24 protein-coding genes are annotated in these 21,800 nt (G+C 67.5%); 12 read left to right on the top strand and 12 right to left on the bottom strand.

The window, feature by feature from the left end; all coding sequences use genetic code 11:
* The first annotated feature begins 30 nt into the window (after positions 1-30).
* The 3 genes from purQ (at position 31) to DI526_RS14855 (ending at position 4,726) form a co-directional block, all read left to right on the top strand.
* Positions 31-693, top strand: coding sequence for a phosphoribosylformylglycinamidine synthase subunit PurQ (gene purQ / locus DI526_RS14865; protein WP_304279465.1), 663 nt, complete (start codon positions 31-33; stop codon positions 691-693).
* A 100-nt stretch (positions 694-793) separates the two neighbouring features.
* Complete coding sequence (locus DI526_RS14860) at positions 794-2,713, top strand: CocE/NonD family hydrolase (RefSeq protein ID WP_304279462.1); 1,920 nt, start codon at positions 794-796, stop codon at positions 2,711-2,713.
* A gap of 63 nt (positions 2,714-2,776) precedes the next feature.
* Positions 2,777-4,726, top strand: coding sequence for a CocE/NonD family hydrolase (locus DI526_RS14855; RefSeq protein WP_304279459.1), 1,950 nt, complete (start codon positions 2,777-2,779; stop codon positions 4,724-4,726).
* Between the two features lie 59 nt (positions 4,727-4,785).
* Here DI526_RS14855 and DI526_RS14850 read toward each other — a convergent pair whose 3' ends face one another.
* Positions 4,786-4,953: a hypothetical protein gene (locus DI526_RS14850; RefSeq protein ID WP_304279456.1), complete on the bottom strand. Its 168-nt coding sequence runs from the start codon at positions 4,951-4,953 to the stop codon at positions 4,786-4,788.
* A gap of 288 nt (positions 4,954-5,241) precedes the next feature.
* Between DI526_RS14850 and DI526_RS14845 the strand changes: the two genes are divergently transcribed.
* The 3 genes from DI526_RS14845 to DI526_RS14835 all read left to right on the top strand — a co-directional run bounded on the left by DI526_RS14845 (position 5,242) and on the right by DI526_RS14835 (position 8,847).
* Positions 5,242-6,213, top strand: coding sequence for an endonuclease/exonuclease/phosphatase family protein (locus tag DI526_RS14845; RefSeq protein WP_304279453.1), 972 nt, complete (start codon positions 5,242-5,244; stop codon positions 6,211-6,213).
* Between the two features lie 63 nt (positions 6,214-6,276).
* Positions 6,277-8,484 (top strand): phosphoribosylformylglycinamidine synthase subunit PurL, encoded by a 2,208-nt coding sequence (purL, locus tag DI526_RS14840; protein ID WP_304279451.1) that lies wholly within the window; start codon positions 6,277-6,279, stop codon positions 8,482-8,484.
* 15 nt (positions 8,485-8,499) lie between these two features.
* On the top strand, positions 8,500-8,847 hold the full coding sequence (locus tag DI526_RS14835; protein WP_304279448.1) for a hypothetical protein: 348 nt from the start codon (positions 8,500-8,502) through the stop codon (positions 8,845-8,847).
* A gap of 8 nt (positions 8,848-8,855) precedes the next feature.
* On the opposite strand, the gene DI526_RS14830 is transcribed toward DI526_RS14835, so the two are convergent.
* From DI526_RS14830 to DI526_RS14820, 3 genes are all read right to left on the bottom strand, one after another.
* Positions 8,856-9,869 (bottom strand): sensor histidine kinase, encoded by a 1,014-nt coding sequence (locus DI526_RS14830; RefSeq protein ID WP_304279446.1) that lies wholly within the window; start codon positions 9,867-9,869, stop codon positions 8,856-8,858.
* A 129-nt stretch (positions 9,870-9,998) separates the two neighbouring features.
* A complete protein-coding gene (locus tag DI526_RS14825; protein WP_304279515.1) occupies positions 9,999-11,816 on the bottom strand; it encodes an ATP-binding protein in 1,818 nt (605 codons plus the stop codon).
* Positions 11,817-11,911: 95 nt separating this feature from the next.
* On the bottom strand, positions 11,912-12,805 hold the full coding sequence (locus DI526_RS14820; RefSeq protein ID WP_304279512.1) for a M20/M25/M40 family metallo-hydrolase: 894 nt from the start codon (positions 12,803-12,805) through the stop codon (positions 11,912-11,914).
* A 165-nt stretch (positions 12,806-12,970) separates the two neighbouring features.
* Here DI526_RS14820 and DI526_RS14815 point away from each other — a divergent pair, with 165 nt between their 5' ends.
* The 4 genes from DI526_RS14815 to DI526_RS14800 all read left to right on the top strand — a co-directional run bounded on the left by DI526_RS14815 (position 12,971) and on the right by DI526_RS14800 (position 14,901).
* Entirely contained in the window at positions 12,971-13,207 is a 237-nt protein-coding gene (locus DI526_RS14815) for a BolA/IbaG family iron-sulfur metabolism protein (RefSeq protein ID WP_066685791.1), read from the top strand.
* A gap of 11 nt (positions 13,208-13,218) precedes the next feature.
* Positions 13,219-14,082, top strand: coding sequence for a hypothetical protein (locus DI526_RS14810; RefSeq protein ID WP_304279439.1), 864 nt, complete (start codon positions 13,219-13,221; stop codon positions 14,080-14,082).
* A 64-nt stretch (positions 14,083-14,146) separates the two neighbouring features.
* A complete protein-coding gene (grxD, locus tag DI526_RS14805) occupies positions 14,147-14,488 on the top strand; it encodes a Grx4 family monothiol glutaredoxin (RefSeq protein ID WP_304279437.1) in 342 nt (113 codons plus the stop codon).
* The gene (locus DI526_RS14800) at positions 14,485-14,901 is read left to right on the top strand and encodes a thioesterase family protein (RefSeq protein ID WP_304279434.1); all 417 of its coding nucleotides are present in this window, start codon (positions 14,485-14,487) and stop codon (positions 14,899-14,901) included. Before grxD ends, DI526_RS14800 begins: the two co-directional genes overlap by 4 nt.
* Here DI526_RS14800 and DI526_RS14795 read toward each other — a convergent pair.
* The 6 genes from DI526_RS14795 to DI526_RS14770 form a co-directional block, all read right to left on the bottom strand.
* Entirely contained in the window at positions 14,885-15,124 is a 240-nt protein-coding gene (locus tag DI526_RS14795; protein ID WP_304279431.1) for a hypothetical protein, read from the bottom strand. The genes DI526_RS14800 and DI526_RS14795 overlap by 17 nt on opposite strands.
* 16 nt (positions 15,125-15,140) lie before the next feature.
* Positions 15,141-15,479: a hypothetical protein gene (locus DI526_RS14790; RefSeq protein ID WP_304279429.1), complete on the bottom strand. Its 339-nt coding sequence runs from the start codon at positions 15,477-15,479 to the stop codon at positions 15,141-15,143.
* An 88-nt stretch (positions 15,480-15,567) separates the two neighbouring features.
* Positions 15,568-16,521: a zinc metalloprotease HtpX gene (gene htpX, locus DI526_RS14785; RefSeq protein ID WP_304279426.1), complete on the bottom strand. Its 954-nt coding sequence runs from the start codon at positions 16,519-16,521 to the stop codon at positions 15,568-15,570.
* Between the two features lie 11 nt (positions 16,522-16,532).
* The gene (locus DI526_RS14780) at positions 16,533-16,841 is read right to left on the bottom strand and encodes a zf-TFIIB domain-containing protein (RefSeq protein WP_304279423.1); all 309 of its coding nucleotides are present in this window, start codon (positions 16,839-16,841) and stop codon (positions 16,533-16,535) included.
* Positions 16,842-17,108: 267 nt separating this feature from the next.
* Entirely contained in the window at positions 17,109-17,726 is a 618-nt protein-coding gene (gene rpsD / locus DI526_RS14775; protein WP_066685780.1) for a 30S ribosomal protein S4, read from the bottom strand.
* A gap of 174 nt (positions 17,727-17,900) precedes the next feature.
* A complete protein-coding gene (locus tag DI526_RS14770) occupies positions 17,901-18,281 on the bottom strand; it encodes a hypothetical protein (protein WP_304279417.1) in 381 nt (126 codons plus the stop codon).
* Between the two features lie 124 nt (positions 18,282-18,405).
* Here DI526_RS14770 and DI526_RS14765 point away from each other — a divergent pair, with 124 nt between their 5' ends.
* On the top strand, positions 18,406-19,287 hold the full coding sequence (locus DI526_RS14765) for a LysR family transcriptional regulator (RefSeq protein ID WP_304279414.1): 882 nt from the start codon (positions 18,406-18,408) through the stop codon (positions 19,285-19,287).
* A gap of 80 nt (positions 19,288-19,367) precedes the next feature.
* Complete coding sequence (locus DI526_RS14760; RefSeq protein WP_304279411.1) at positions 19,368-20,495, top strand: TDT family transporter; 1,128 nt, start codon at positions 19,368-19,370, stop codon at positions 20,493-20,495.
* On the opposite strand, the gene fghA is transcribed toward DI526_RS14760, so the two are convergent.
* Both fghA and DI526_RS14750 read right to left on the bottom strand, forming a co-directional pair.
* The gene (fghA, locus tag DI526_RS14755; protein ID WP_304279407.1) at positions 20,492-21,325 is read right to left on the bottom strand and encodes an S-formylglutathione hydrolase; all 834 of its coding nucleotides are present in this window, start codon (positions 21,323-21,325) and stop codon (positions 20,492-20,494) included. The genes DI526_RS14760 and fghA overlap by 4 nt on opposite strands.
* 2 nt (positions 21,326-21,327) lie before the next feature.
* Positions 21,328-21,800, bottom strand: a 473-nt coding sequence (locus DI526_RS14750; protein ID WP_304279404.1) for a zinc-binding dehydrogenase, incomplete at its 5' end; no start/stop codon positions are given.

Below are 21,800 nucleotides of genomic sequence, written 5' to 3'. Positions count from 1 at the left end.
TCCGTCCGAACGGTGATACAGGCCCGCGCCATGAAAGCCGCCGTCATCGTTTTTCCGGGTTCGAACTGCGATCGTGACTGCAAGGTCGCCATCGAGCGCTCCGCTGGGGCGCGTGTCGAAATGGTCTGGCACCAGGAGACGGCCCTGCCGGACGACCTGGACCTGATCGTCCTGCCCGGCGGCTTCTCCTACGGCGACTATCTGCGCTGCGGCGCCATGGCGGCGCTGAGCCCCGTAATGAAGGAAGTCGTTTCCGCCGCGAACAAGGGCGTGGCGGTCGTCGGCATCTGCAACGGCTTCCAGGTGCTGACCGAGGTCGGCTTGCTGCCCGGCGCCCTGCTGCGCAACGCCGGCCTCAAGTACGTCTGCAAGCCCGTCGAGCTCGACATCGTCAACGGCCAGACCCGCTTCACGGCCGGCTATGGCGAGCAGCGCCAGGCGGTGATGACCGTCGGCAATGGCGAGGGCAACTACTTCGCCGACGAAGAGACCCTCGACCGGATCGAGGGCGAAGGCCAGGTGGTGTTCCGCTACAAGGAAAACCCCAACGGCTCGGCGCGCGACATCGCCGGCATCGTCAACGCCAAGGGCAACGTCCTGGGCCTGATGCCCCACCCCGACCGCGCCTTCGACGCCGACCTCGGCTCGGAAGACGGCGCGGTGCTGTTCCGCAGCATCTTCCAGAGCGCCTAGCTCTTCCGCTCGCGGAGAAAAATGGGCCCAACCGGCTGTTACAGTGTAGCAGCCCGCAAATCCGGGTCCTAAGGTGCCGCCCTCTGTAGGAGGGCCATTCATGCGTTTCGTTTCCGCCTTGCGCGCCGGCTTGCTCGCCGCCGCGGCGCTTTCCGTGTTCGCCGCCGTGGCGCACGCCCAGATCTCGCCGATGACGCCGGACATCGACGGCAAGTACGTCGCGGCCAAGGTCAATTACGACTACGACAAGCGCGTCGTCATGATCCCGATGCGCGACGGGACCAAGCTCTACACGGTCATCGTCGTGCCCAAGGGCGGCAAGAACCTGCCGATCCTGCTGACCCGCACCCCCTACAACGCCGCCAAGCGCGCCGCCCGCGCCGACAGTCCGCGCATGGTCGCCACCCTGCCGCAGGGCGACGAGCCGTTTGTCGCCGACGGCGGCTACATCCGCGTCTTCCAGGACATCCGCGGCAAGTACGGCTCGGAAGGCGACTACGTGATGACGCGCCCGCTGAAGGGACCGCTGAACAGCTCCGAGGTCGACCACTCCACCGACGCCTACGACACCATCGACTGGCTGGTGAAGAACGTGCCCGAGACCAATGGCAAGGTCGGCATGCTGGGCAGCTCGTACGAGGGCTTCACGGTGGTGATGGCCTTGGTCAATCCGCACCCGGCCCTGCAGGCCGCCGCGCCGATGAGCCCGATGGTCGACGGATGGATGGGCGACGACTGGTTCCAGTTCGGGGCCTTCCGCCAGATCAACTTCGACTACTTCACCGGCCAGACGACGGTGCGCGGCGCGGGCGAGAGCGTCCAGCGCCAGGGCTATGACGACTATTCCAACTTCCTGCGCGAGGGCTCGGCCGGCGACTACGCCAAGAACCACGGTCTGGACCAGCTGCCCTGGTTCAAGAAGCTAGCCGAGCACACGGCCTATGACAGCTTCTGGAGCGAGCAGGCCCTCGACAAGACCATGGAGAAGACGCCGCTGAAGGTGCCGACCATGTGGATCCAGGGCCTGTGGGACCAGGAGGACATGTGGGGCGCGGTCCACTCGTACCCGGCGCTGGAGTCCAAGGACAAGAACAACGACATGAACTACCTGGTGCTGGGCCCGTGGCGGCACAGCCAGGTGAACTACGACGGCTACAACCTCGGCCCGTTCAAGTGGGACGGCGATACCGCGCTGCAGTTCCGCCGCGACGTGCTCAAGCCTTTCTTCGACCAGCACCTGAAGGACGGCCCCAAGGCCGACACCCCGCCGGTGCTGATCTACGATCCGGGCCAGAACAGGTGGAACCGCTACGCCAGCTGGCCGCAAGCCAAGACGACCAAGAACCTCTACCTGGAGGCCAAGGGCGGCCTCGACTTCACCGCCCCGACGGCGGCCAAGGGCGAGGCGGCCTATGACGAATACGTCTCGGATCCGGCCAAGCCCGTGCCGTACATCCCGCGTCCTCTGCAGTTCTCCGACCGCAGCCGCTGGACCACCTGGTTGGTCAGCGACCAACGCAGCGTCGACGGCCGTCCCGACGTCCTGACCTATGTCACCGAGCCGCTAACGGCGCCGCTGAAGATCGCCGGCGTGCCCAAGGTGAACCTCGTCGCCTCGACCAGCGGGACCGACAGCGACTGGGTGGTCAAGCTGATCGACGTCTATCCGGACGAGGTCGCCAGCCAGCCCGAACTGGGCGGCTACCAGCTGGCCGTCGGCATGAGCATCTTCCGGGGCCGCTATCGCGAGAGCTTCAGCCAGCCCAAGGCCCTGACGCCCAACAAGCCGCTGAAGTACCAGTTCATCCTGCCGACCGCGAACTACACCTTCCAGCCGGGCCACCGGATCATGGTGCAGGTCCAGTCCAGCTGGTTCCCGCTCTATGATCGCAACCCGCAGACCTTCGTGCCCAACATCTTCTTCGCCAAGCCCGGCGACTATGTGAAGGCCACCCAGAGAGTGTTCCACGCCGGCCCGGACGCCAGCTTCATCGAGCTGCCGGTCGTCGACGCCAAGTAGCGGCGCCTTGGTTGCCAATCCCGGTCGGACGCGCCAACGTTCGACCGGGAGAGGGACCAATCCATGAGCCTAGCAAAGACCTTGGGCGCCGCGAGCCTCGCGGCGCTGATGCTGACGAGCGCGAACGCGGCCCTGGCGCAAAAGGCCAAGCCGCCCGCCTACAACGAGACCCCCGCCACGCTGACGTCGTCGACCGAAGGCTTCGACTTCGAGCGGCGGGACGTGATGATCCCGATGCGCGACGGGGTGAAGCTGCACACGGTCATCCTGGTCCCCAAGGGAGCCAAGCGCGCGCCGATCCTGCTGACCCGCACGCCCTACAACGCCACCGAACTGACCAGCCACGCCGCCAGCGGCACGCTGGCCGCCGTGCTCGAAGGCTATGACAACGCCACCGACGTGATCGTCGAGGGGGGCTATATCCGCGTCGTCCAGGACGTTCGCGGCAAGTACGGCTCCGAAGGCGACTACGTGATGAACCGCCCCCTGCAGGGGCCGCTGAACCCCACCAAGGTCGATCACGCCACTGACACCTGGGACACGATCGACTGGCTGGTGAAGAACATCCCCGAGACCAACGGCAAGGTCGGGATCCTGGGTATTTCGTATGACGGCTTCCTGCCGCTGATGGCCCTGGTCAATCCGCACCCGGCCCTGAAGGTCTCGGTTCCGATGAACCCGATGGTCGACGGCTGGATGGGCGACGACTGGTTCCACCACGGCGCCTTCCGCCAGCAGAACATGCCGTACGTCTGGGAACAGCAGGCCACGCGCGACAACAGCGCCAAGTGGTGGAGCAACACCCACGACGACTACGACCTCTACATGCGCGCCGGTTCGGCCGGCGAGCTGGGCCGTCAGCGGGGCCTGGAGCAGGTCGGCTTCTGGCGGAAGATCATCGAGCACCCGGCCTACGACGCCTTCTGGCAGCAGCAGGCCATGGACAAGGTCCTGGCCAAGCAGCCGCTGAAGGTGCCGGTGATGCTGGTCCACGGCCTGTGGGACCAGGAGGACATCTACGGCGCGCCGGCGGTCTACAAGGCGCTGAAGCCGCTGGACATCCATGGCGACAAGGTCTTCCTGACCATGGGCCCCTGGTTCCACGGCCAGCAGATCGAGGACGGCTCGGCCCTGGGCGCGATCAAGTGGGACGCCGACACCGCCAAGCAGTTCCGGCGCGACATCCTCGCGCCGTTCCTGGCCCGCTACCTGAAAGACGACGCCCCGGCCGCCGACATCGCCACCGTCAACGCCTTCGAGTCCGGAACCAACACCTGGCGCAAGCTGAACGCCTGGCCGGTGTCCTGCGAGACCTGCGCCGCCAAGCCCAAGCCGCTCTACCTGCAGGCGGGCGGCAAGCTGTCGTTCGCGCCGCCGGCGGCCGGCGGCGTGGCCTATGACGAATACGTCTCCGATCCGGCCAAGCCCGTCCCCTATCGGGCGCGCCCGAGCCAGCCGGTCGGCTACGAGCCGCCGCTGACCTGGACCCAGTGGCTGGTCGACGACCAGCGCGAGCCGTCCGGGCGCCCCGACGTGCTGACCTTCACCACCGATGTGCTGACCGCGCCGGTGCAGATCTCCGGCGAGCCGCTGGTCAATCTGGTCGCCTCGACCAGCGGGACCGACAGCGACTGGGTGGTCAAGCTGATCGACGTCTATCCCGACATGGTGCCGGCGCAGCCCGAGATGGGCGGTTATCAGCTGGCGGTGTCGATGGACATCTTCCGCGGGCGCTATCGCGAGAGCTATTCGGAGCCGAAGGCGATCACGCCTGACAAGCCCCTCGTCTACCGGTTCGGGCTGCCCACGGCGAACCATGTCTTCAAGCCGGGTCACCGGATCATGGTCCAGGTCCAGTCCAGCTGGTTCCCGCTCTATGACCGCAATCCTCAGACGTTCGTCCCCAACATCTTCTTCGCCAAGCCGAACGACTACGTGAAGGCGACGCAGCGAGTGTTCCACGCCGGCGACACGGCCAGCTTCATCGAGCTGCCGGTGGTCGATCTGAAATAGCCCAAAAGAAAGGCCGGCGGATCACCGCCGGCCTTTCCTCCACGGAGAGATCTTAGAGGTCAGCGCTGGTCGCGCCGTTCCTGGGTCTGGCCCGCCTGCCCGGCCTGGCCGCCCTGGTCGCGGCCTTGCTCGTTCTGGCGCGGCTGGCCCTGTTGCTGTTGCTGGCCCGGAGCGGGTCGTTGCTGGTCGTTCTGCTGCTGCTGCGGATTACGGTTCTGTTCAGCCATGGCGGCTTCTCCTTCAGTTCACAGCGCGCTCGTGACGCACGATAGGGAAACGAGCGCGGACTCGCTGTGTTCCTCCGGTCAAGCCGCCTTAATTGCAGCTAAGCTCATGAAATGTCGCATATTCACGCCTTTCACGCGGGTTCGGCCAGAGTTTATCACCGCGACGCGCGCCGGCGGCGCCAACCTCTGAGCCCGCCAGGGAAGCCGCCAGTCGCGAAACTGTCACGCGGCTTGCCAATACTGACCGAGAGGATGACCATCTTCTCTAACTCTCGCGGGATGATCGCCATGGCAGAGATCACCGATCCTCCGCCCCAAGTCGTTCTGGACGACCTGTCGGCTCTGTCGACCGTGCTGGCGCAAATTCCCCCAAAGACCGACGGCGACAACCTGCTGATCGGTACATGGAACATCCGCGCCTTCGGCAACCTGACCAAGACCTGGGCCAGCCAGCCCGGAGACTCTCCGCGCCGCGACTTCCACGCCTGCGTGCTGATCGCCGAGGTGCTGTCGCGGTTCGACATCGTCGCGATCCAGGAGGTGAAGGCCAATCTCCGCGCCCTGCGCCACACCCTGAAACGAATGGGGCCGGACTACGGCTTCGTGATGACCGACGTCACCTATGGCCAGCCGGGCAACGGCGAGCGACTGGCCTATATCTTCGACACGCGGCGGGTGAAGCTCTCGGGTCTGGCGTGCGAACTGGTGGTGCCTGAAGACATCGACACCCCCTTCTCCTCGCCCGCCAACGCCTTCCAGCGCCAGTTCGTCCGCACGCCCTACGCGGTCGGCTTCCAGGCCGGCGACCAGACCCTCGTGCTGGTCACGCTGCACATCATCTACGGCGCGGCCAGCCAGGACCGCATCGCCGAACTGACCGGCATCGCCAAGTGGCTGCGCCAATGGGCCGAACAGGAAGACGACTACGGTCACAACCTGATCGCCATGGGCGACTTCAACATCGACCGCCATGGCGATCCGCTCTGGCAGGCCTTCACGTCCACGGGCCTCACGCCCGCGCCCGGCTTGCTGAAGGTGCCGAGGACCCTGTCGTCGTCGCTGGACGCCCCCGACCTGAAGAGCTTCTTCGACCAGATCGCGTGGTTCGAGACCGTCAAGGGCAAGCCTTATCTGTCGCTCAAGTACCGCCAGGCCGGCGGGGTGAACTTCCAGGGCGTGGTGCTTAAAGACCTGAACCGCACCGAATTGTCTTGGCGGATTTCCGACCACTATCCGCTGTGGGTCGAGTTTGGCCTGTAGCGCGTGAGGTCGCGGGACCTCCGCCGCTGACAGGGCTCTTGGAATCCGCTAGACCCCGCGTCCATGAGCACGACCCAAAAGCCCATGGCCGCATTGGCCGCCGAGTTCGGCCTGAAACCCGCCGAGTACGACGTCGTCTTGAAGCGCCTGGGCCGTGAGCCCAATCTCGTGGAATTGGGCGTATTCTCGGTCATGTGGTCCGAGCACTGCTCGTACAAGTCCTCGAAGAACCAGCTGAAGAAGTTCCCGATCAGCGGTCCGCGCGTGATCTGCGGTCCGGGCGAGAACGCCGGCGTGATCGACATCGGCGACGGCGACGCGATCATCTTCAAGATGGAGAGCCACAACCACCCCTCGTACATCGAGCCCTATCAGGGCGCGGCGACGGGCGTGGGCGGCATCATGCGCGACGTCTTCACGATGGGCGCGCGGCCGATCGCGCTGCTGAACGCCCTGCGCTTCGGCGAGCCCGACCATCCCAAGACCAAGCGCCTGGTGGATGGCGTGGTCGCCGGCATCGCCGGCTACGGCAACTGCGTGGGCGTGCCTACGGTCGCGGGCGAGACCAACTTCCACAAGGGCTACAACGGCAACATCCTGGTCAACGCCATGTGCGTGGGCCTGGCCAAGGCCGACAGCATCTTCTACTCCGCCGCCCCGGGCCCGGGCTTGGCGGTCGTCTATTTCGGCTCCAAGACCGGCCGCGACGGCATCCACGGCGCGACCATGTCCTCGGCCGAGTTCTCGGAGGACTCCGAGGAGAAGCGCCCCACAGTCCAGGTCGGCGACCCCTTCGCCGAGAAGCTGCTGATCGAGGCCACGCTGGAGCTGATGGCCACCGGCGCGGTCGCCGCCATCCAGGACATGGGCGCGGCGGGCCTGACCTCCTCGTCGGTCGAGATGGCCGGCAAGGGCGGCGTCGGCATCGAGCTGAACATGGACATGGTCCCTCAGCGCGAAGAGGGCATGAGCGCCTACGAGATGATGCTGTCGGAAAGCCAGGAGCGCATGCTGGCGGTCCTCAAGCCCGGTCGCGAGCAGGACGGCCACGCCATCTTCGAGAAATGGGGCCTGGACGCCGCCGTCATCGGCCACACCACCGACACCGGCCGCCTGGTGCTCAAGCATCACGGCGAGACGGTCTGCGACGTGCCGCTGGCGCCGCTGTTCGACGACGCGCCGCTGTACGATCGCCCGTGGGTCCAGCCCAAGCTCGACCCGCGCCTCGACCCGGGCCAAGTCCCCGGTCCGACCGACTGGACGCAGGCGGTGCTGAAGGTCGTCGGCTGCCCCGACATGGCCTCCAAGCGCTGGCTGTGGGAGCAGTACGACCGCCACGTCATGGCCGACACGCTGGAAGACAGCGCCACCGGCTGCGACGCGGGCATCGTCCGCATCCACGAGACCGGCAAGGCGATCGCCGTCACCAGCGACTGCACCCCGCGCTATGTCCAGGCCGACCCCTATGAAGGCGGCAAGCAGGCCGTCGCCGAAGCCTGGCGCAACCTGACGGCCGCCGGCGCCCTGCCGATCGCCATCACCGACAACCTGAACTTCGGCAGCCCCGAAAAGCCCGAGACCATGGGCCAGATCGTCCGCGCCACCGATGGCATGGCCGAGGCCTGCCGCGCGCTGGACTTCCCGGTCGTGTCGGGCAACGTGTCGCTTTACAACGAGACCAACGGCGTCGCCATTCCGCCCACCCCGACGGTCGGCGCCGTGGGCCTGCTTGAGGACTACGACCTGCGCACGGGCTTCGGCAACGTGGCCGAGGGCGACACGCTGGTATTGATCGGCGAGACCCACGGCCAGCTGGGCGCCTCGATCTATCTGCGCGAGATCCTGGGCCGCGAGGACGGCGCCCCCCCGCCGGTCGACCTGGCCGCCGAGAAGAAGAACGGCGACTTCGTGCGCGGCCTGATCGCCTCGGGCCTGGTGGCCGGCGTCCACGACCTGTCGGACGGCGGCCTGCTGGTCGCAGCAGCCGACGTGGCCCTGGCCAGCAAGGTCGGCGTGACCCTGAACGCCACCAGCGAAGCGCACGCCCACCCGTACCTGTTCGGCGAGGACCAGGCCCGCTACCTGATCGCCACGCCCGACCCCGACGCGGTGCTGGACGCGGCCAAGGAAGCCGGCGTCCACGCCATCGTCGCAGGCATTGCAGGCGGGAACGACTTCGCCTCCAAGGACCTTTTCAGCATTCCGCTGGACACGCTGCGGACGGCGCATGAGGCCTGGCTGCCTGGCTACATGAACGCCCCCAAGGCCTGATCGAAGGACCACAGTATGCGTAGCCTGACCCTGACCGCCCTCGCCGCCCTGCTGCTCGCGGGCTGCGCGCCGACCGCCGAGCCGGCCGCGCCGACGGCGGCCAGCCTGGCCTCCGCCTGCGGGGCGAAGGGCGGCAAGATCCAGCCGGTCGGCAAGGCGCAGATCCCGACCTGCGTCACGCCCTACGCCGACGCCGGCAAGGCCTGCACCGACAAGAGCCAGTGCCAGGGCGCGTGCATCCTGGAAGGCAATCTGGAGCCGCAAGGGCCCGTCACCGGCCAGTGCCAGAAGACCGACCGCCAGTTCGGCTGCTACGCCAAGGTCGTCGGCGGCAAGGCGACGGCGGCCATCTGCGTCGACTAGGACCGCGCTCAGCTTTCGAGGAGGCTCTCCACCGAGGCCTGCAGGCGGACCGTCAGTCCCTCCGGCGCGTAGTCCTTCTCGACCCCGCCAGCGCCGGTCAGGCCAAGATTGACCAGCCGGGAGCCGAAGCCCTTGCGCTTGGGCAGGCTGGCCGGCGGCCCGCCCCGCTCCCGCCACTCCATCAGCACGGCGTCGCCTTCGCGCGTCCAACTGACGAACACACGCCCGCCGCCGACGGACAGAGCGCCATACTTGATCGCGTTGGTGGCCAGCTCATGGATCAGAAGCGAGACATTCTGGGCGATCGGCGCCTTGACGATCAGCGGCGGTCCGTCGACCTCGACGCGGGACCGGTCGGCGACACGCGCGACCGCGGTCTCGACCAGACCCCGCAGGTCGGCTCCGTTCCAGTCGTCCCGCAGCAGCACGTCGTGCGCGCTGGCCAGGGCGTGCAGCCGATCATCGAAAGTCTGCACGCGCTCCTTGTCGGACACGTCGCGCAGGGTCTGCTGGGCGATGGCCTGCACCAGGGCCAGGGTGTTCTTCAGTCGGTGGGTGGTCTCGCCCATCAGCAGGGCGCGCTCGCGTTCGGCCATGACGCGACTCGTCGTCTCGATGGCGATGTCGAGAATACCCTCCACCCGGTCCCCGTCGCGCAGGGGGCTGTAGGAGAAGGTCCAGTAGGTGTCCTCGGGCGCGCCGTTCCTGGTCATCACCAGGTGCATGTTCTCCATGTAGACGCGCTCGCCCGCCATGGCCTTGGCGACCAAAGGCGCGATGTCGTCCCAGACATCCGACCAGACCTCGTGGATCGGCCGCCCCAAGGCCTCCGGGTGCCTCGCGCCCAGGAACGGAATATACGCGCCGTTGTAGATCAGGGTTTGCTCGGGACCCCAGGTTGCGCAGGTCGCGAACTCGGTCCCCATCATGATATCGTAGGTTGTCCTCAAGGCGGCGGGCCAGGAATCCTTGGGACCAAGCGGCGTATTTGCCCAATCGAACTCGTCTATGCTCTTGGGCACCTAGGATCTTCTCACGCGGTCTTGGCGCCTGAATTTACCACGACCACAGGCCGGCCCCAACAGTGGAGCGCGCGGCGGTCGGACCGCAGCCGCTCCTTAAAGAATGACGCCTCCGAGGGCGGTGTCCAGCTAGGCCGCGTGGCTCCTGCCCGCCCAGCGCGCCACCGCCTCCAGCAGCTTGGAAGGGCTGATCGGCTTGCCCAGGTGATCGTCCATGCCGGCGGCCAGGCAGTTGGCGACCTGCTCGGGCAGGACATTGGCGGTCATGGCGATGATCGGCGTCGCCGCGCCCCGCGCGCCTTCCAGGGCGCGGATCTCGCGGGTGGCCGTCAGGCCGTCCTTGACCGGCATCTGCACGTCCATCAGCACCAGGTCGAACTCGCCCTGGCGCATGGCCTCGACGCCGGCGACGCCGTCATTGGCGGTCTCCACGACCACGCCGAACGGCTCCAGCATCGCCTTGACCAGCTCGCGGTTCACGGCGTTGTCCTCGACCAGCAACAGCCGCACGCCGGCCTCGGCGTTCAGAGGCTCGACGCTCTCGGCGGGCGCCGCGGGCGCGTCGGCCAAGGGACCGCGCACCTCGAACCAGAAGGTGGAGCCCTCGCCCTCGACGCTGTCGACGCCGATCCGCCCGCCCATGTGCTCGATGATCCGGCGCGAGATCGCCAGGCCCAGTCCGGTGCCGCCGAACCGTCGCGAGACGGCCGCGTCGGCTTGCGAGAAGCGGTCGAAGATCGCCTCGCGGTTCTCGGCCGCCACGCCGATGCCGGTGTCGATGACCTCGGCCCGCAGCAGGGCCTGGTCGCCCTCGACCGTCTGGCAAAGCCGGACGGTGATGCCGCCGCGCGCCGTGAACTTCACGGCGTTGGACAGGAAGTTCAGCAGCACCTGGGACAGGCGCGACCCGTCCAGGTTCATCGGCGCGATCGTGTCGCACGCCTCGACAACGACCGTCAGCCCCTTGGCGTCCGCCCGCTCCTCGACCAGGGCCGCGCACGACGAGGCCATGGCGGCCGGATCGAACGGCGCCGGATCCAGCTCCAGGCCCGCGGCCTCCAGTCGCGAGAAGTCCAGCACGTCGTTGACGACGCTGAGCAGGGTGTTGCTGGCGTCGAGGATATGGCCGGCCTGCCGCGCCGCCGTCTCGTCCAGCCGCCGTGACCGCCGCAGCACCTCGGCGAAGCCGATGATCGCGGTCAGCGGCGTGCGCAGCTCGTGGGTCATGTTGGCCAGGAAGTCGGACTTGGCGGCCGAGGCCGCCTCGGCCAGCTCCAGCGCCTTGGCGATGTCGAGCTCCAGGCGCTTGCGTTCGGTGATGTCGCGCGAGGTGACCAGCAGGATGCCCGACCCGTCGCCCAGCAACGAGTAGGTGCTCTCAAGCCAGATCACCGAACCGTCCTTGCGAACGCATTCATAGTCGGCGCTGACTGGAGCGCCGCCGGGCGTGAGCCCGCGGATGATCTTCTGCACCCGGCCGAAGTCGGCCTTGGAGACCATGGCCTGGGGCGGCAGCCTAAGGAACTCCTCGGCCCCGTAGCCGGAAATCCGCTCGATGCTCGGGGAACTGTAGATCCGCTCGCCCTTGGGGCTCCACAAGGCCACGTGGTCGGTCAGGTTGTCGCCCAGCAGGCGGTAGAGCCGATCGGCCTCGCGGTACTTGGCCAGCGCTTCCTGCGCCTCCTCGACGGCCTTTTGCTTGCTTTCGAGGCTGACGGACAGGGCGTCGCGCAATTCCTCGAGGCGCAGCCGCTGGCTGTGCAGCCAGTAGGCCAGGGGCGTGGCGACGACCGACGCGATGATCACGGTTGTCATCGGCGTGAAATCGGCGGGAACGCCTCGGATCAGGACGTTCAGGACGTAGTCGGCGGCCAGGGCCGCCCCCACGATCAGCGCGACCGTGGGCGCGGTTCGCGCAAGGCGGCCTGTTACGCTCACGGTGTCGATCTTGCGACTCCTTCCGGTCTCCGCCTCACCATGCCTCGGTTCGGTTTAAGGAGAAATGAGGGTTGTCGCGGAGAGATCCCAGCCTTTTGCGTCGATCAGCGCCCCGAGGCCTTGGCCACGTCGTCCAGCGCGCCCTCCAAGGCGAGGCTGGCCTGGACCACGGTCGCCACCGACCGTTTGAAGAAATCCTGCGGCACGGTCGCGAAGTCGTCGGTCGGCTTGTGGTACTCGGGATGGTCCTCCACGCCGAAATAGACCCACGGCACGCCCTTCTCGCCGAAGGCGTAGTGATCGGACTGGTTGGTCCAGTTGTTCTCCTTGCCGTCGGCGTCGGTGTCGTGGCCGAGCTTGAGGGTGACCGGCGCGGTCGTCGCCACCTTGACCAGGATCGGCTTCAGATAGGGAAACGGCGCGGTCCCGGAGACGTAGACCTCGTTCTTCGGGTTCTTGCTGAGCATGTCGAAATTGACGTCCAGCGCGATGGTCTCCAGCGGAACGGGAGGCGTGGCGGCGAAGGCGCGCGCGCCGCGCAGGCCGCTTTCCTCGGCGTCGACCACCGCGAAGATCACGTCATGCTTCGGCGGCTTGGCCTTGAACGCCTCGGCCACGGCGAGCAGGCCCGCCACGCCCGAAGCGTTATCGTCGGCGCCGTTGTAGATCTCGCCGCCCCTGACGCCCAGATGGTCGTAGTGGGCCGAGACCACCATCGCCTTGCCGCCGACGGTCCCCTTGATCCGCGCCACTAGGTTCACGCCCTGGGCGGTCGAACCATCACGCTTGGTGAAGCTGAACGGCTGCTCGAAGCGCTCGCCGACCGGGGTAAGGCCGATCTGGGCGAAGCGTGAGAGGATATAGGCGCGGGCCTTCTCCGAACCGGGCGTGCCGGGCGCGCGGCCCTGCATGTCGTCGGCGGACAGGGTGCGGATGTCGTCCAGCGCCTTGTCCCCGGGGCCGGCGAAGGCGGGCTGGGCGGCGATGGCGCCGGCCATCAGGGCGAGCAGCAGGGCGCGGGCGTGAGAAAGCTTGATCATGTCGCTTACATGCCGTGCGCCGCGCGACGAATTCAACTAAATCTCCGAGGGTGTCTGGACGCAGAGCGGTCGCCGCCCGCCGCGTCCTGCCCGCGTCATGCTTTTCAGATCGGAGTCGCCGCCGTGCCCATGTCCCACGCCGAGCTTGAAGCCCGCCTGACGGCGGCCTTCCCGGACTCCGAGATCGTGCTGACCGACCTCGCGGGCGACAACGATCACTGGAAGGCGCGAATCGTCTCGCCGGCCTTCAAGGGCCTGCCGCGCGTGCGCCAGCACCAGCTGGTCAACAAGGCGCTGGCCGACGTGCTGGGCGGGACCCTGCACGCCCTGGCGCTCGAAACCGCCGCCCCGGCCGACTAGGACTCCGGCCGGTGCGCTATCGTCCCCTGGGAAACTCGGGCCCCGCCCTCTCGGCCCTGACCCTGCGCCTGGGTGACGCCACGCGTCCCAGCGCCGACGACACGCGCGCGCTGCTGCTGGCCGCCGCAGCCTGCGGGATAACCAGCGTCCAGATCGACGGCGCCTCTGACGACCTGCTGCGCGGCGCCCGAGAGGCGTTCGCGCGGATCGAGCGGCGCCAGCTGTTCGTGACCCTCCGCGCGCGCGGCGCACCTGAAGCCATGCTCGCGTCCACGCTGGACGCGCTGGGCCTGGAGGCGGCGGATCTGCTCCTGATCAACGATCCGCAGGGACCGGCGCCGCCAGCGGCGCTCGAGAACGCGCTGCGGGCGCGGCGAGCCGCTGGACAGGGCTGCGGTCTCGGCGTCGCCGCGCGGGGCGAAATCGACCCTCGCCTGCTGGACCACGATCTGGTGGTCGCCATCGTCTCGCCGTTCGACCTGACCTCAGGTCTGGCCGAACGCCAGCGCCTGCGCGAGGCCGATCGCCGGGGCCTCCTGGTGTTTGGCGAGGACTTCTGGCCGCAGACCCTGCGCGACGGCGCCAGAACCCTGCCGCGTCCCTCGCTCTGGCGGCGACGGACCGATCCCCTGGCCGGCATCGGCGGCTATGACTTCCTCAGCGACACGCCCGGCTGGACCAGCGAAGAAATCTGCCTGGCCTACGCCCTGACCGAGCCGACCCTGACCTCGGTCTGTGTCTCCGCCGAGCATCCCGACGACCTGCGCCGTCTGGTCGCCGTCGTCGACCGCGCCCTGCCCGACAGCGTCCGCGCCCAGATCGAACTCGCCCGCTTCTCGGCCCAGGAACGCGACAAGGCGGCCGGCCGGGCTTGATCGCCGCACTTGACCCCAATCGCCCGGGCGCCTAGCTGAGGGCCTTCGCCAAGGATCCTTCTCCATGACCGACGCCGCCGCCTCCCCCGCCCTAGACTTCATCGCCAAGACCGTGGCCGAGCATCCGGTCGTGGTGTTCATGAAGGGCGTGCCCGACCAGCCCCGCTGTGGCTTCTCGTCGGTCGTCGTGCAGATCCTCGATCACCTGGGCGTCGAGTTCGTCGGCGTCGACGTCCTGCAGGACGATGACCTGCGGCAGGGCATCAAGACCTTCACCGACTGGCCGACTATCCCGCAGCTCTACGTGAAGGGCGAATTTGTCGGCGGCAGCGACATTGTCCGCGAGATGTTCCAGTCGGGCGAACTGAAGACCTTCCTGAGCGAACAGGGCGTCCTGGCCGCGTGAAGCTCTTCGAGCCTCCGCGCGACTCCTTTTCCGCGCCCTTCCAGCCCAGGGCGTCGGACATCGACGCCAACGGCCACGTCAACAACGTGGTCTATCTGGGCTGGGCGCAGGACCTGGCGATCGCCCACTGGGAGGCCTGGGCCACCGAAGAGCAGCGCGCCCCCTGGAGTTGGGTCGCGCGCCGCCACGAGATCGACTACCGCCGCGAACTGCTGCTGGGCGAGACCGCCGTCGGCTACACCTGGGTCGGCGAACTGAAGGGACCGCGCTTCGAGCGCTATGTCCGCATCGACGGTCCCGACGGCGAGATGTGCGCCCAGAGCCGCACCGACTGGGTATTGATCGACATCGCCGCCAAGAAGCCCGCGCGTGTCCTGCCGTGGATGATCGAGCGCTTCACGCCGAAGGGCTAGCAGGCGGCTTTTCCGGCTTGTAGATTCGGAGCATGCGAAAGCCGCCGCACTGCGAACACATGCCGAGCGTGTAGCTCGTTCCAAAGCCGCCGTAACGGATGCCGCCGACCGAGGCCAGCGAGCGTTGACGGCCGCAGCTCGTGCATTGGATCTTCCACGCGTGGGACTCCCGCACCACATCTTCCGCGAAGTTGCCGAAAGCCTTCCGGATTTTTCCGAACATCAGAGCCCCCTCGCCGCTACCGATCGGACCTTATTGGATTGGCGATCACGATCTGCTCGCCCCGCTTCAAGCCGAGTTCCTCGTAGCTGAACGTGATGTCCGCCCAGCTCCTGGGGCCCTTGCAGGTCTCCAGCCGACGACGGGCGAAGGCGACCACCGCCCGTCCCTCCTTACGGTCCACACGAAACACCATGTTGGCGCGGTCGGCGCAGCCTCGGCTTTCGATCCGGATCGTGACCGCGCGTCGCTCCAGCGAGACGGCCAGCAACGGCTCGAGTTCCGGCCAGGTCTCGCCGGCGATCAGTCGGGGCCTGGTCGCGCAGCCGGCCAGCGCGAAAGCCGCGCCGGCGAGCATGAAACCCCTGCGTGAGCCTCCGCTCGCCATCCACTCCACACGCTCGAACCGTCGGGAGCCTCAGCATCCCCCAAGGGGGGACGACTGGCTACCCCCAGGGACCAGGTTCGCGGCCGGAACTGGGCGGGACCGCGGAGACGGTCGCCATCGTCGCGACGGGACGCCGGGCCTGGCGCGAGACGCCCAGCTTCATCAGGGCCTCGACGCGGTTATGGGTCGCCGGGTGGGTCGAGAACAAGTTGTCAGCGCCCTTACCCGCCAGCGGGTTGATGATGAACATGTGGGCCGTGGCCGGATTGCGCTCGGCCTGGACGTTCTCGTAGCCGCCGCGGGCGTAGGCCTCGATCTTCTCCAGCGCGCGGGCCAGGGAGTCCGGATCGCCGGCGATCTGGGCGCCGACGCGGTCGGCCTCATACTCGCGGGCGCGGCTGATGGCCATCTGCACCAGCATGGCGGCGATCGGCGCCAGGATGGCGATGGCGATGGCGCCGATCATGCCGCCGATCCCGCCGCCATTGCCTTCCTCGTCGCGTGAGCCGCCGAAGAAGAAGGCGAAATTGGCCAGGGCCGAGATCGCGCCGGCGATCGTCGCCGTCACGGTCATGGTCAGGGTGTCGCGGTTCTTCACGTGGGCCAACTCGTGGGCCATCACGCCCCGGATCTCGTCGCGGGTCAGCAGCGACAGCAGGCCCGTGCTGGCGGCCACGGCCGCATGGGCGGGGTCGCGGCCGGTGGCGAAGGCGTTCGGCTGAGGGCTGTCGATGACCGTGATGCGGGGGCGCGGCAGGCCGGCCTTGGCCGCCATCTCCACCACGTCGGCGGCGTAGTTGCGGATCAGCGGCTCCGGGTGGGTCTCGTCGACCTCGACCGCGCCATAGGTGCGCAGCACGATCTTGTCGGCGTTCCAGTACGAGAAGGCGTTCATCGCCACGGCCAGGGCCAGGGCGATCGCCATGCCGGTCGGACCGCCGATCAGGTAGCCGGCGCCGGCGAACAGGGCCGTCAGGCCCGCGAGCAGCATGTAGGTCTTGAAGTGGTTCATCGGTCTAGCCGTCAGTCGAAGATGTCGAACAGGTCGAAACGCTTTTTCTTCTTGTAGCCATAGGCTCCGCCGCGATGGTGATCGTCATCGTCTCGACGGTAGCCGCTGGCGCGGTGGTCGTGGTGATGGTCGGGGCGGCTATAGGGGCGCGGCTGGCCGTAGATGGCCTGGGTCTCTTCGCGCTCCAGCGTCATCAGCTTCTCGAGCTCGCCCCGGTCCAGCCACACGCCGCGGCAGCGCGGGCACATGTCGAACTCGACGCCGGCGCGTTGCACGGTCTGCATGGAGCCGTCGCAATTGGGGCACATCAGAAGCGGCATTCAAGGAACCTCCGGTCCAAAAAGGATGGATCGGGTGTTCCCGGCCTGAGGCGGCGCCTTTTGGGGAGGGGGGCATAGGCGGCCGGACCCAAGACATCGAGAACACCCGATGCGGTCCGACATCACGAGCGCTTGCATCGCTCGCCAGAGGGGCCCGGTCCCGCTGATCCAGACCTATGCAGCCGCCCATCGCGGTTCAAGGGCCGGAAAACAAAAAAAGCCCCGGATCGCTCCGGGGCCTTTTCCGTGTCGTTTCGGATCCGACGCTTACGAAGCGTAGAATTCGACGACGAGGTTCGGTTCCATCTTCACCGGATACGGAACTTCCGACAGTTCCGGAGCGCGGACGAAGGTGGCGGTCATCGACTTGGCTTCGACCGAGACGTACTCGCAGAAGTCACGTTCGTTCGAGGCCAGCGACTCCAGCACCAGGGCCATGTTGCGCGACTTTTCACGGACGGTGATCACGTCGCCGGCCTTGCAGCGGTACGACGGGATGTTGACGCGCTTGCCGTTGACCAGGACGTGGCCGTGGTTGACGAACTGGCGAGCCGCGAACGGGGTCGGCACGAACTTGGCGCGGTAGACGATGGCGTCCAGGCGCGATTCCAGCAGGCCGATCAGGTTCTCCGAGGTGTTACCCTTGCGACGGGCGGCTTCCTCGTAGGTGCGGGCGAACTGCTTTTCGGTCAGGTTACCGTAGTAGCCCTTCAGCTTTTGCTTGGCGCGCAGCTGCAGACCGAAGTCCGACACCTTGCTCTTGCGGCGCTGGCCGTGCTGGCCGGGACCGTACGAGCGCTGGTTGACCGGGGACTTCGGACGGCCCCACAGGTTTTCACCCATGCGGCGGTCGATTTTGTACTTGGCGCTATGGCGCTTCGACATAGTCGTTCTTTCTAACGATCCGGGCCGGCTCCCCTCGAGAGAGGTGCGATCGCAACGGCGGCTTCGGGTCAATCCGTCATAAGGTCATCGCGCCGCGCGGCGAGCCGGCGGCGTGAAGGCGCGGTTTATGATGGATGGCGGGCGGGGAGTCAATCTTCCCCGCCCTGCCCGCGCTTACGGCCGAACCAGCGGATTGCGCACGCGGATCCTGTCGCCACGAGCCACGCCGAACGTCTCCAGCGGATAGCGCAGCTCGACACCCTCGGCGACCAGCGCGCGGCACATGTCCGGGCGCTTGCGAGTGAAGGTGAAGGCGGCCAGGCCGTCGCGGCGCTGGCTCTCGACGGCGAAGTCGTCCGAGCGCGTGCAGCCGTTGGACGAGACGCGAATGACGAGATCGTCCCGCTCCACCCGAACCGCCTGCAGCGGCTCAAGGCTCTCGGACAAGCCCTTGGTCACGGAGATGTCGTGATGGCCCTCGTCGGCGTCGATGATGACGCAGGCCGAGGTGCTCAGGCCCAGGGCGATCACGGCGGCGAGCGGTGCGAGTTTCATGGATTTCCCCTCCAGTCAGCTTGACCGTGAGAAGAGCGCCCACCGCCTGAACCCAGGATGAATTACGAAAGAGTCACAACCGGGCGGCGTGGACCGGCGAGGACCGCGGCCTTAAACCTGCGACATGACCCTGGAACAGCTCCGCATCTTCGTCGCCGTGGCAGAGCGGCAGCATGTGACCCAGGCCGCGCGTGAGCTGAACCTGACCCAGTCGGCGGTCTCGAGCGCGGTGGCGGCGCTCGAGAACCGACACGGGGTTGCGCTGTTCGACCGCGTCGGCCGCAACATCGTCCTGAACCCGGCCGGACAAGTCTTCCTTGCGGAAGCCAAGGCGGTGCTGTCGCGCGCCGAGGCGGCGGAAGCCGCGCTGACGAACCTGGGCGACCTGTCGCGTGGGCGGCTGTCGATACAGGCCAGCCAGACGATCGCCAGCTATTGGCTGCCGGCGCGCCTGGCCGCCTTCCGTCGCGCCTGGCCGGGGATCGTCCTGGACGTCACCATCGGCAATACGCGTCAGGTCGCCGAAGCCGTGGCCGAGGGCCTGGCCGAACTCGGCTTCGTCGAGGGCCCCGTCGAAAATCCGGCGCTGGACGTCAGCGTCGTCGACCAGGATCAGCCGGTTATCCTGGTTGCGCCCGATCACCCTTGGGCGAGGTCCCCTCCCCGCGCGGCCGACCTCCTGGATACGGCATGGGTGCTGCGCGAGCCGGGCTCGGGCACGCGAGCGGCGTTCGACCTCTTGCTGGAGCGGGCCGATATCGATCCCGCCGCCGTCTCGATCGCCATAACTCTCCCCGACAATGAACCGGTTCGAGGCGCGATCGAGTCCGGCATGGGCGCGGGCGTGCTGTCGCGCAGTGTCGCGGCGGCGAGCCTCGCGGCCGGCACGCTGGTCGAGGTCCCGTTCGACTTGCCGCCTCGCGCCTATTGGCTCGTACGCCACAAAGACCGCTGGCGTGGGAAGGCAGGAGAGGCCTTCCTAGCGGAGCTGAGGATTGTTCGATAATACAGAACGGAATTATCTAAATAACACGTTGGAACGAATGATCATTGTGGGTGCATGACGGCGGTCGAAAGGATCGTTCCATGACTGCCCCTCGTATCCCCTTCGCCACCCAGCGCGACGTCGTGCGGCAGTTCACGCCGAACTGGTTCGCGGTCACCATGGGCACGGGCGTGCTCGCCCTCGCCTTGGCGCAGACACCGCTGCGGACGCTTGGCCAGATACTCTGGCTGGTGAATATCGCGCTGTTCTGCCTGTTCAGCGGCCTCTACGCCGCGCGCTGGACGCTGTTTCCACACGAAGCGCGGAAGATTTTCGAGCATCCGGTCATGTCGATGTTCTTCGGCTGCGCGCCGATGGGCCTGGCGACGATCGTCAACGGCTTCCTGACGTTTGGGCCCGAGCTGATCGGCCCGTCGGCCATCGCGATCGCCGAGACCCTGTGGCGGATCGACGTCCTGCTGGCGATCGCCTGCGGCCTGGCCGTGCCGCTGATGATGTTCACCCGTCAGGAGCACGGCATCGAGCGGATGACGGCCGTGTGGCTGCTGCCGATCGTGCCGGCGGAAGTGGCGGCGGCCAGCGGCGGCCTGCTGATCCCCCATCTTGCGGACCCGACGGCCAGGCTGGACGTGCTGGTCACAAGCTACGTGCTCTGGGCGCTCTCCGTCCCGCTGGCGCTGAGCATCCTGACCGTGCTGGTGTTGCGGATGGCGCTGCACAAGCTGCCCGAGGCGGGCATGGCGGCGACCAGCTGGCTGGCGCTGGGTCCCATCGGCACCGGCGCCCTCGCTCTGCTGCTGCTCGGCGACGCTGCACCAAACGTGCTGGGCCAGGCAGACCTGACCGCCTTGGCCGGCGTCTTCCGCGGGACCAGTCTGCTGGGCGGCCTGCTGCTGTGGGGTTATGGTCTGTGGTGGCTGATGATGGCGGCGCTGATCACGATGCGCCAGCTGCGCATCGGCCTGCCCTTCAACCTAGGCTGGTGGGGCTACACCTTCCCGTTGGGGGTCTTCACCCTGGCCACACTGAAGCTGGCCCGCCTCCTGCCCATCCCTGCGCTCGGCGCCCTGGGTCAATCGCTGATCGCCGTGCTGGCCGCCGTCTGGGTGATCGTCGCGGTCCGCACCGTCCGCGGCGCCTGGAGCGGCGTCCTGTTCCACGCCCCCTGCCTGGTCGCGGAACAGGCTCCGGTCCCCGCCCGCGCCTAGAGGCACGCGGCGTGGAACGCCAGGTGATCCCCGATGAAGCTCGTGATGAAGAAGTAGCTGTGGTCGTAGCCTTCCCGCCGCCGGACCGTGACCTTCCGGCCGGCCTTGGCGGCGGCGGCTTCGATCAGTTCGGGCTTCAGTTGGCTTTCCAGGAAGTTGTCCGAAAGCCCCTGGTCGATCAGGATGTCGTCGAAGCTTCCGCCCTTGCCGTCCTCGATCAGGGCGCAGGCGTCGTAGGGCCGCCAGGCCGCGCGATCCGGGCCCAGATACGCCGTCAGCGCCTTGTCGCCCCAAGGGCAGTTCAGCGGCGAGACGATCGGCGCGAAGGCGCTGACCGACTTGAAGAGCTCGGGATGCTTCAGGGCGATGGTCAGGGCCCCGTGGCCGCCCATCGAGTGGCCGAAAATCCCTTTGCGCGCGCCGTCCAGCGGGAACGCGCCCTCCACCGCCTCCAGGAGGTCACCGGTGACGTACGAGTGCATCTTGAAGTGCGGCGCCCACGGGGCCTCCGTGGCGTCGACATAGAAGCCCGCCCCCTGCCCCAGGTCGTAGGCCGGGTCGTCGGCGACGCCTTCGCCGCGCGGAGAGGTGTCTGGCGCGACGATCGCAATCCCGTGCTTGGCGGCGTGCTCGTATGCGCCCGACTTCACCGTGAAATTGTCCTCGGTACAGGTCAGGCCCGACAGCCAGACGAGGTAGGGGAAAGGCCCCTCCCCGTCCGGCGTCCACACCGTGAACTTCATCGGCGTGCCGGTGCTGGTGCTGTCGTGCTTGCAGTAGCGCAGCGTTCCGCCGTGCACGCGGTGGGTGGAGAGGGTTTCGACGGTCATCGCTAGAACGTCACCACGGTCCGGATGCTTTCGCCCGCGTGCATCAGGTCGAAGGCCTTGTTGATCTCTTCCAGCGGCAGGACGTGGGTGATCATCGGGTCGATCTGGATCTTGCCGTCCATGTACCAGTCGACGATCTTGGGCGTGTCGGTGCGGCCGCGCGCGCCGCCGAAAGCCGTGCCCTTCCAGACCCGGCCGGTGACCAACTGGAACGGACGGGTGGAGATCTCCTTGCCCGCCTCGGCCACGCCGATGATGATGCTTTCGCCCCAGCCGCGGTGGCAAGCCTCCAGCGCCGTGCGCATGACGCCGGTGTTGCCGGTGGCGTCGAAGGTGTAGTCGGCGCCGCCGTCGGTCAGAGCCACCAGGTGTTGGACGAGATCGCCCTGCACGTCCTTCGGATTGACGAAGTGGGTCATGCCGAACTTGCGGCCCCATTCTTCGCGGTCGGGATTGATGTCGACGCCGACGATCA

Origin of the sequence: Caulobacter segnis (assembly GCF_003243465.1) — a bacterium.
Classification (GTDB): Bacteria; Pseudomonadota; Alphaproteobacteria; order Caulobacterales; family Caulobacteraceae; genus Caulobacter; species Caulobacter segnis_A.
Note: the sequence above shows the minus strand (reverse complement) of the source record. Positions and strands in the feature narration are given on the sequence as shown.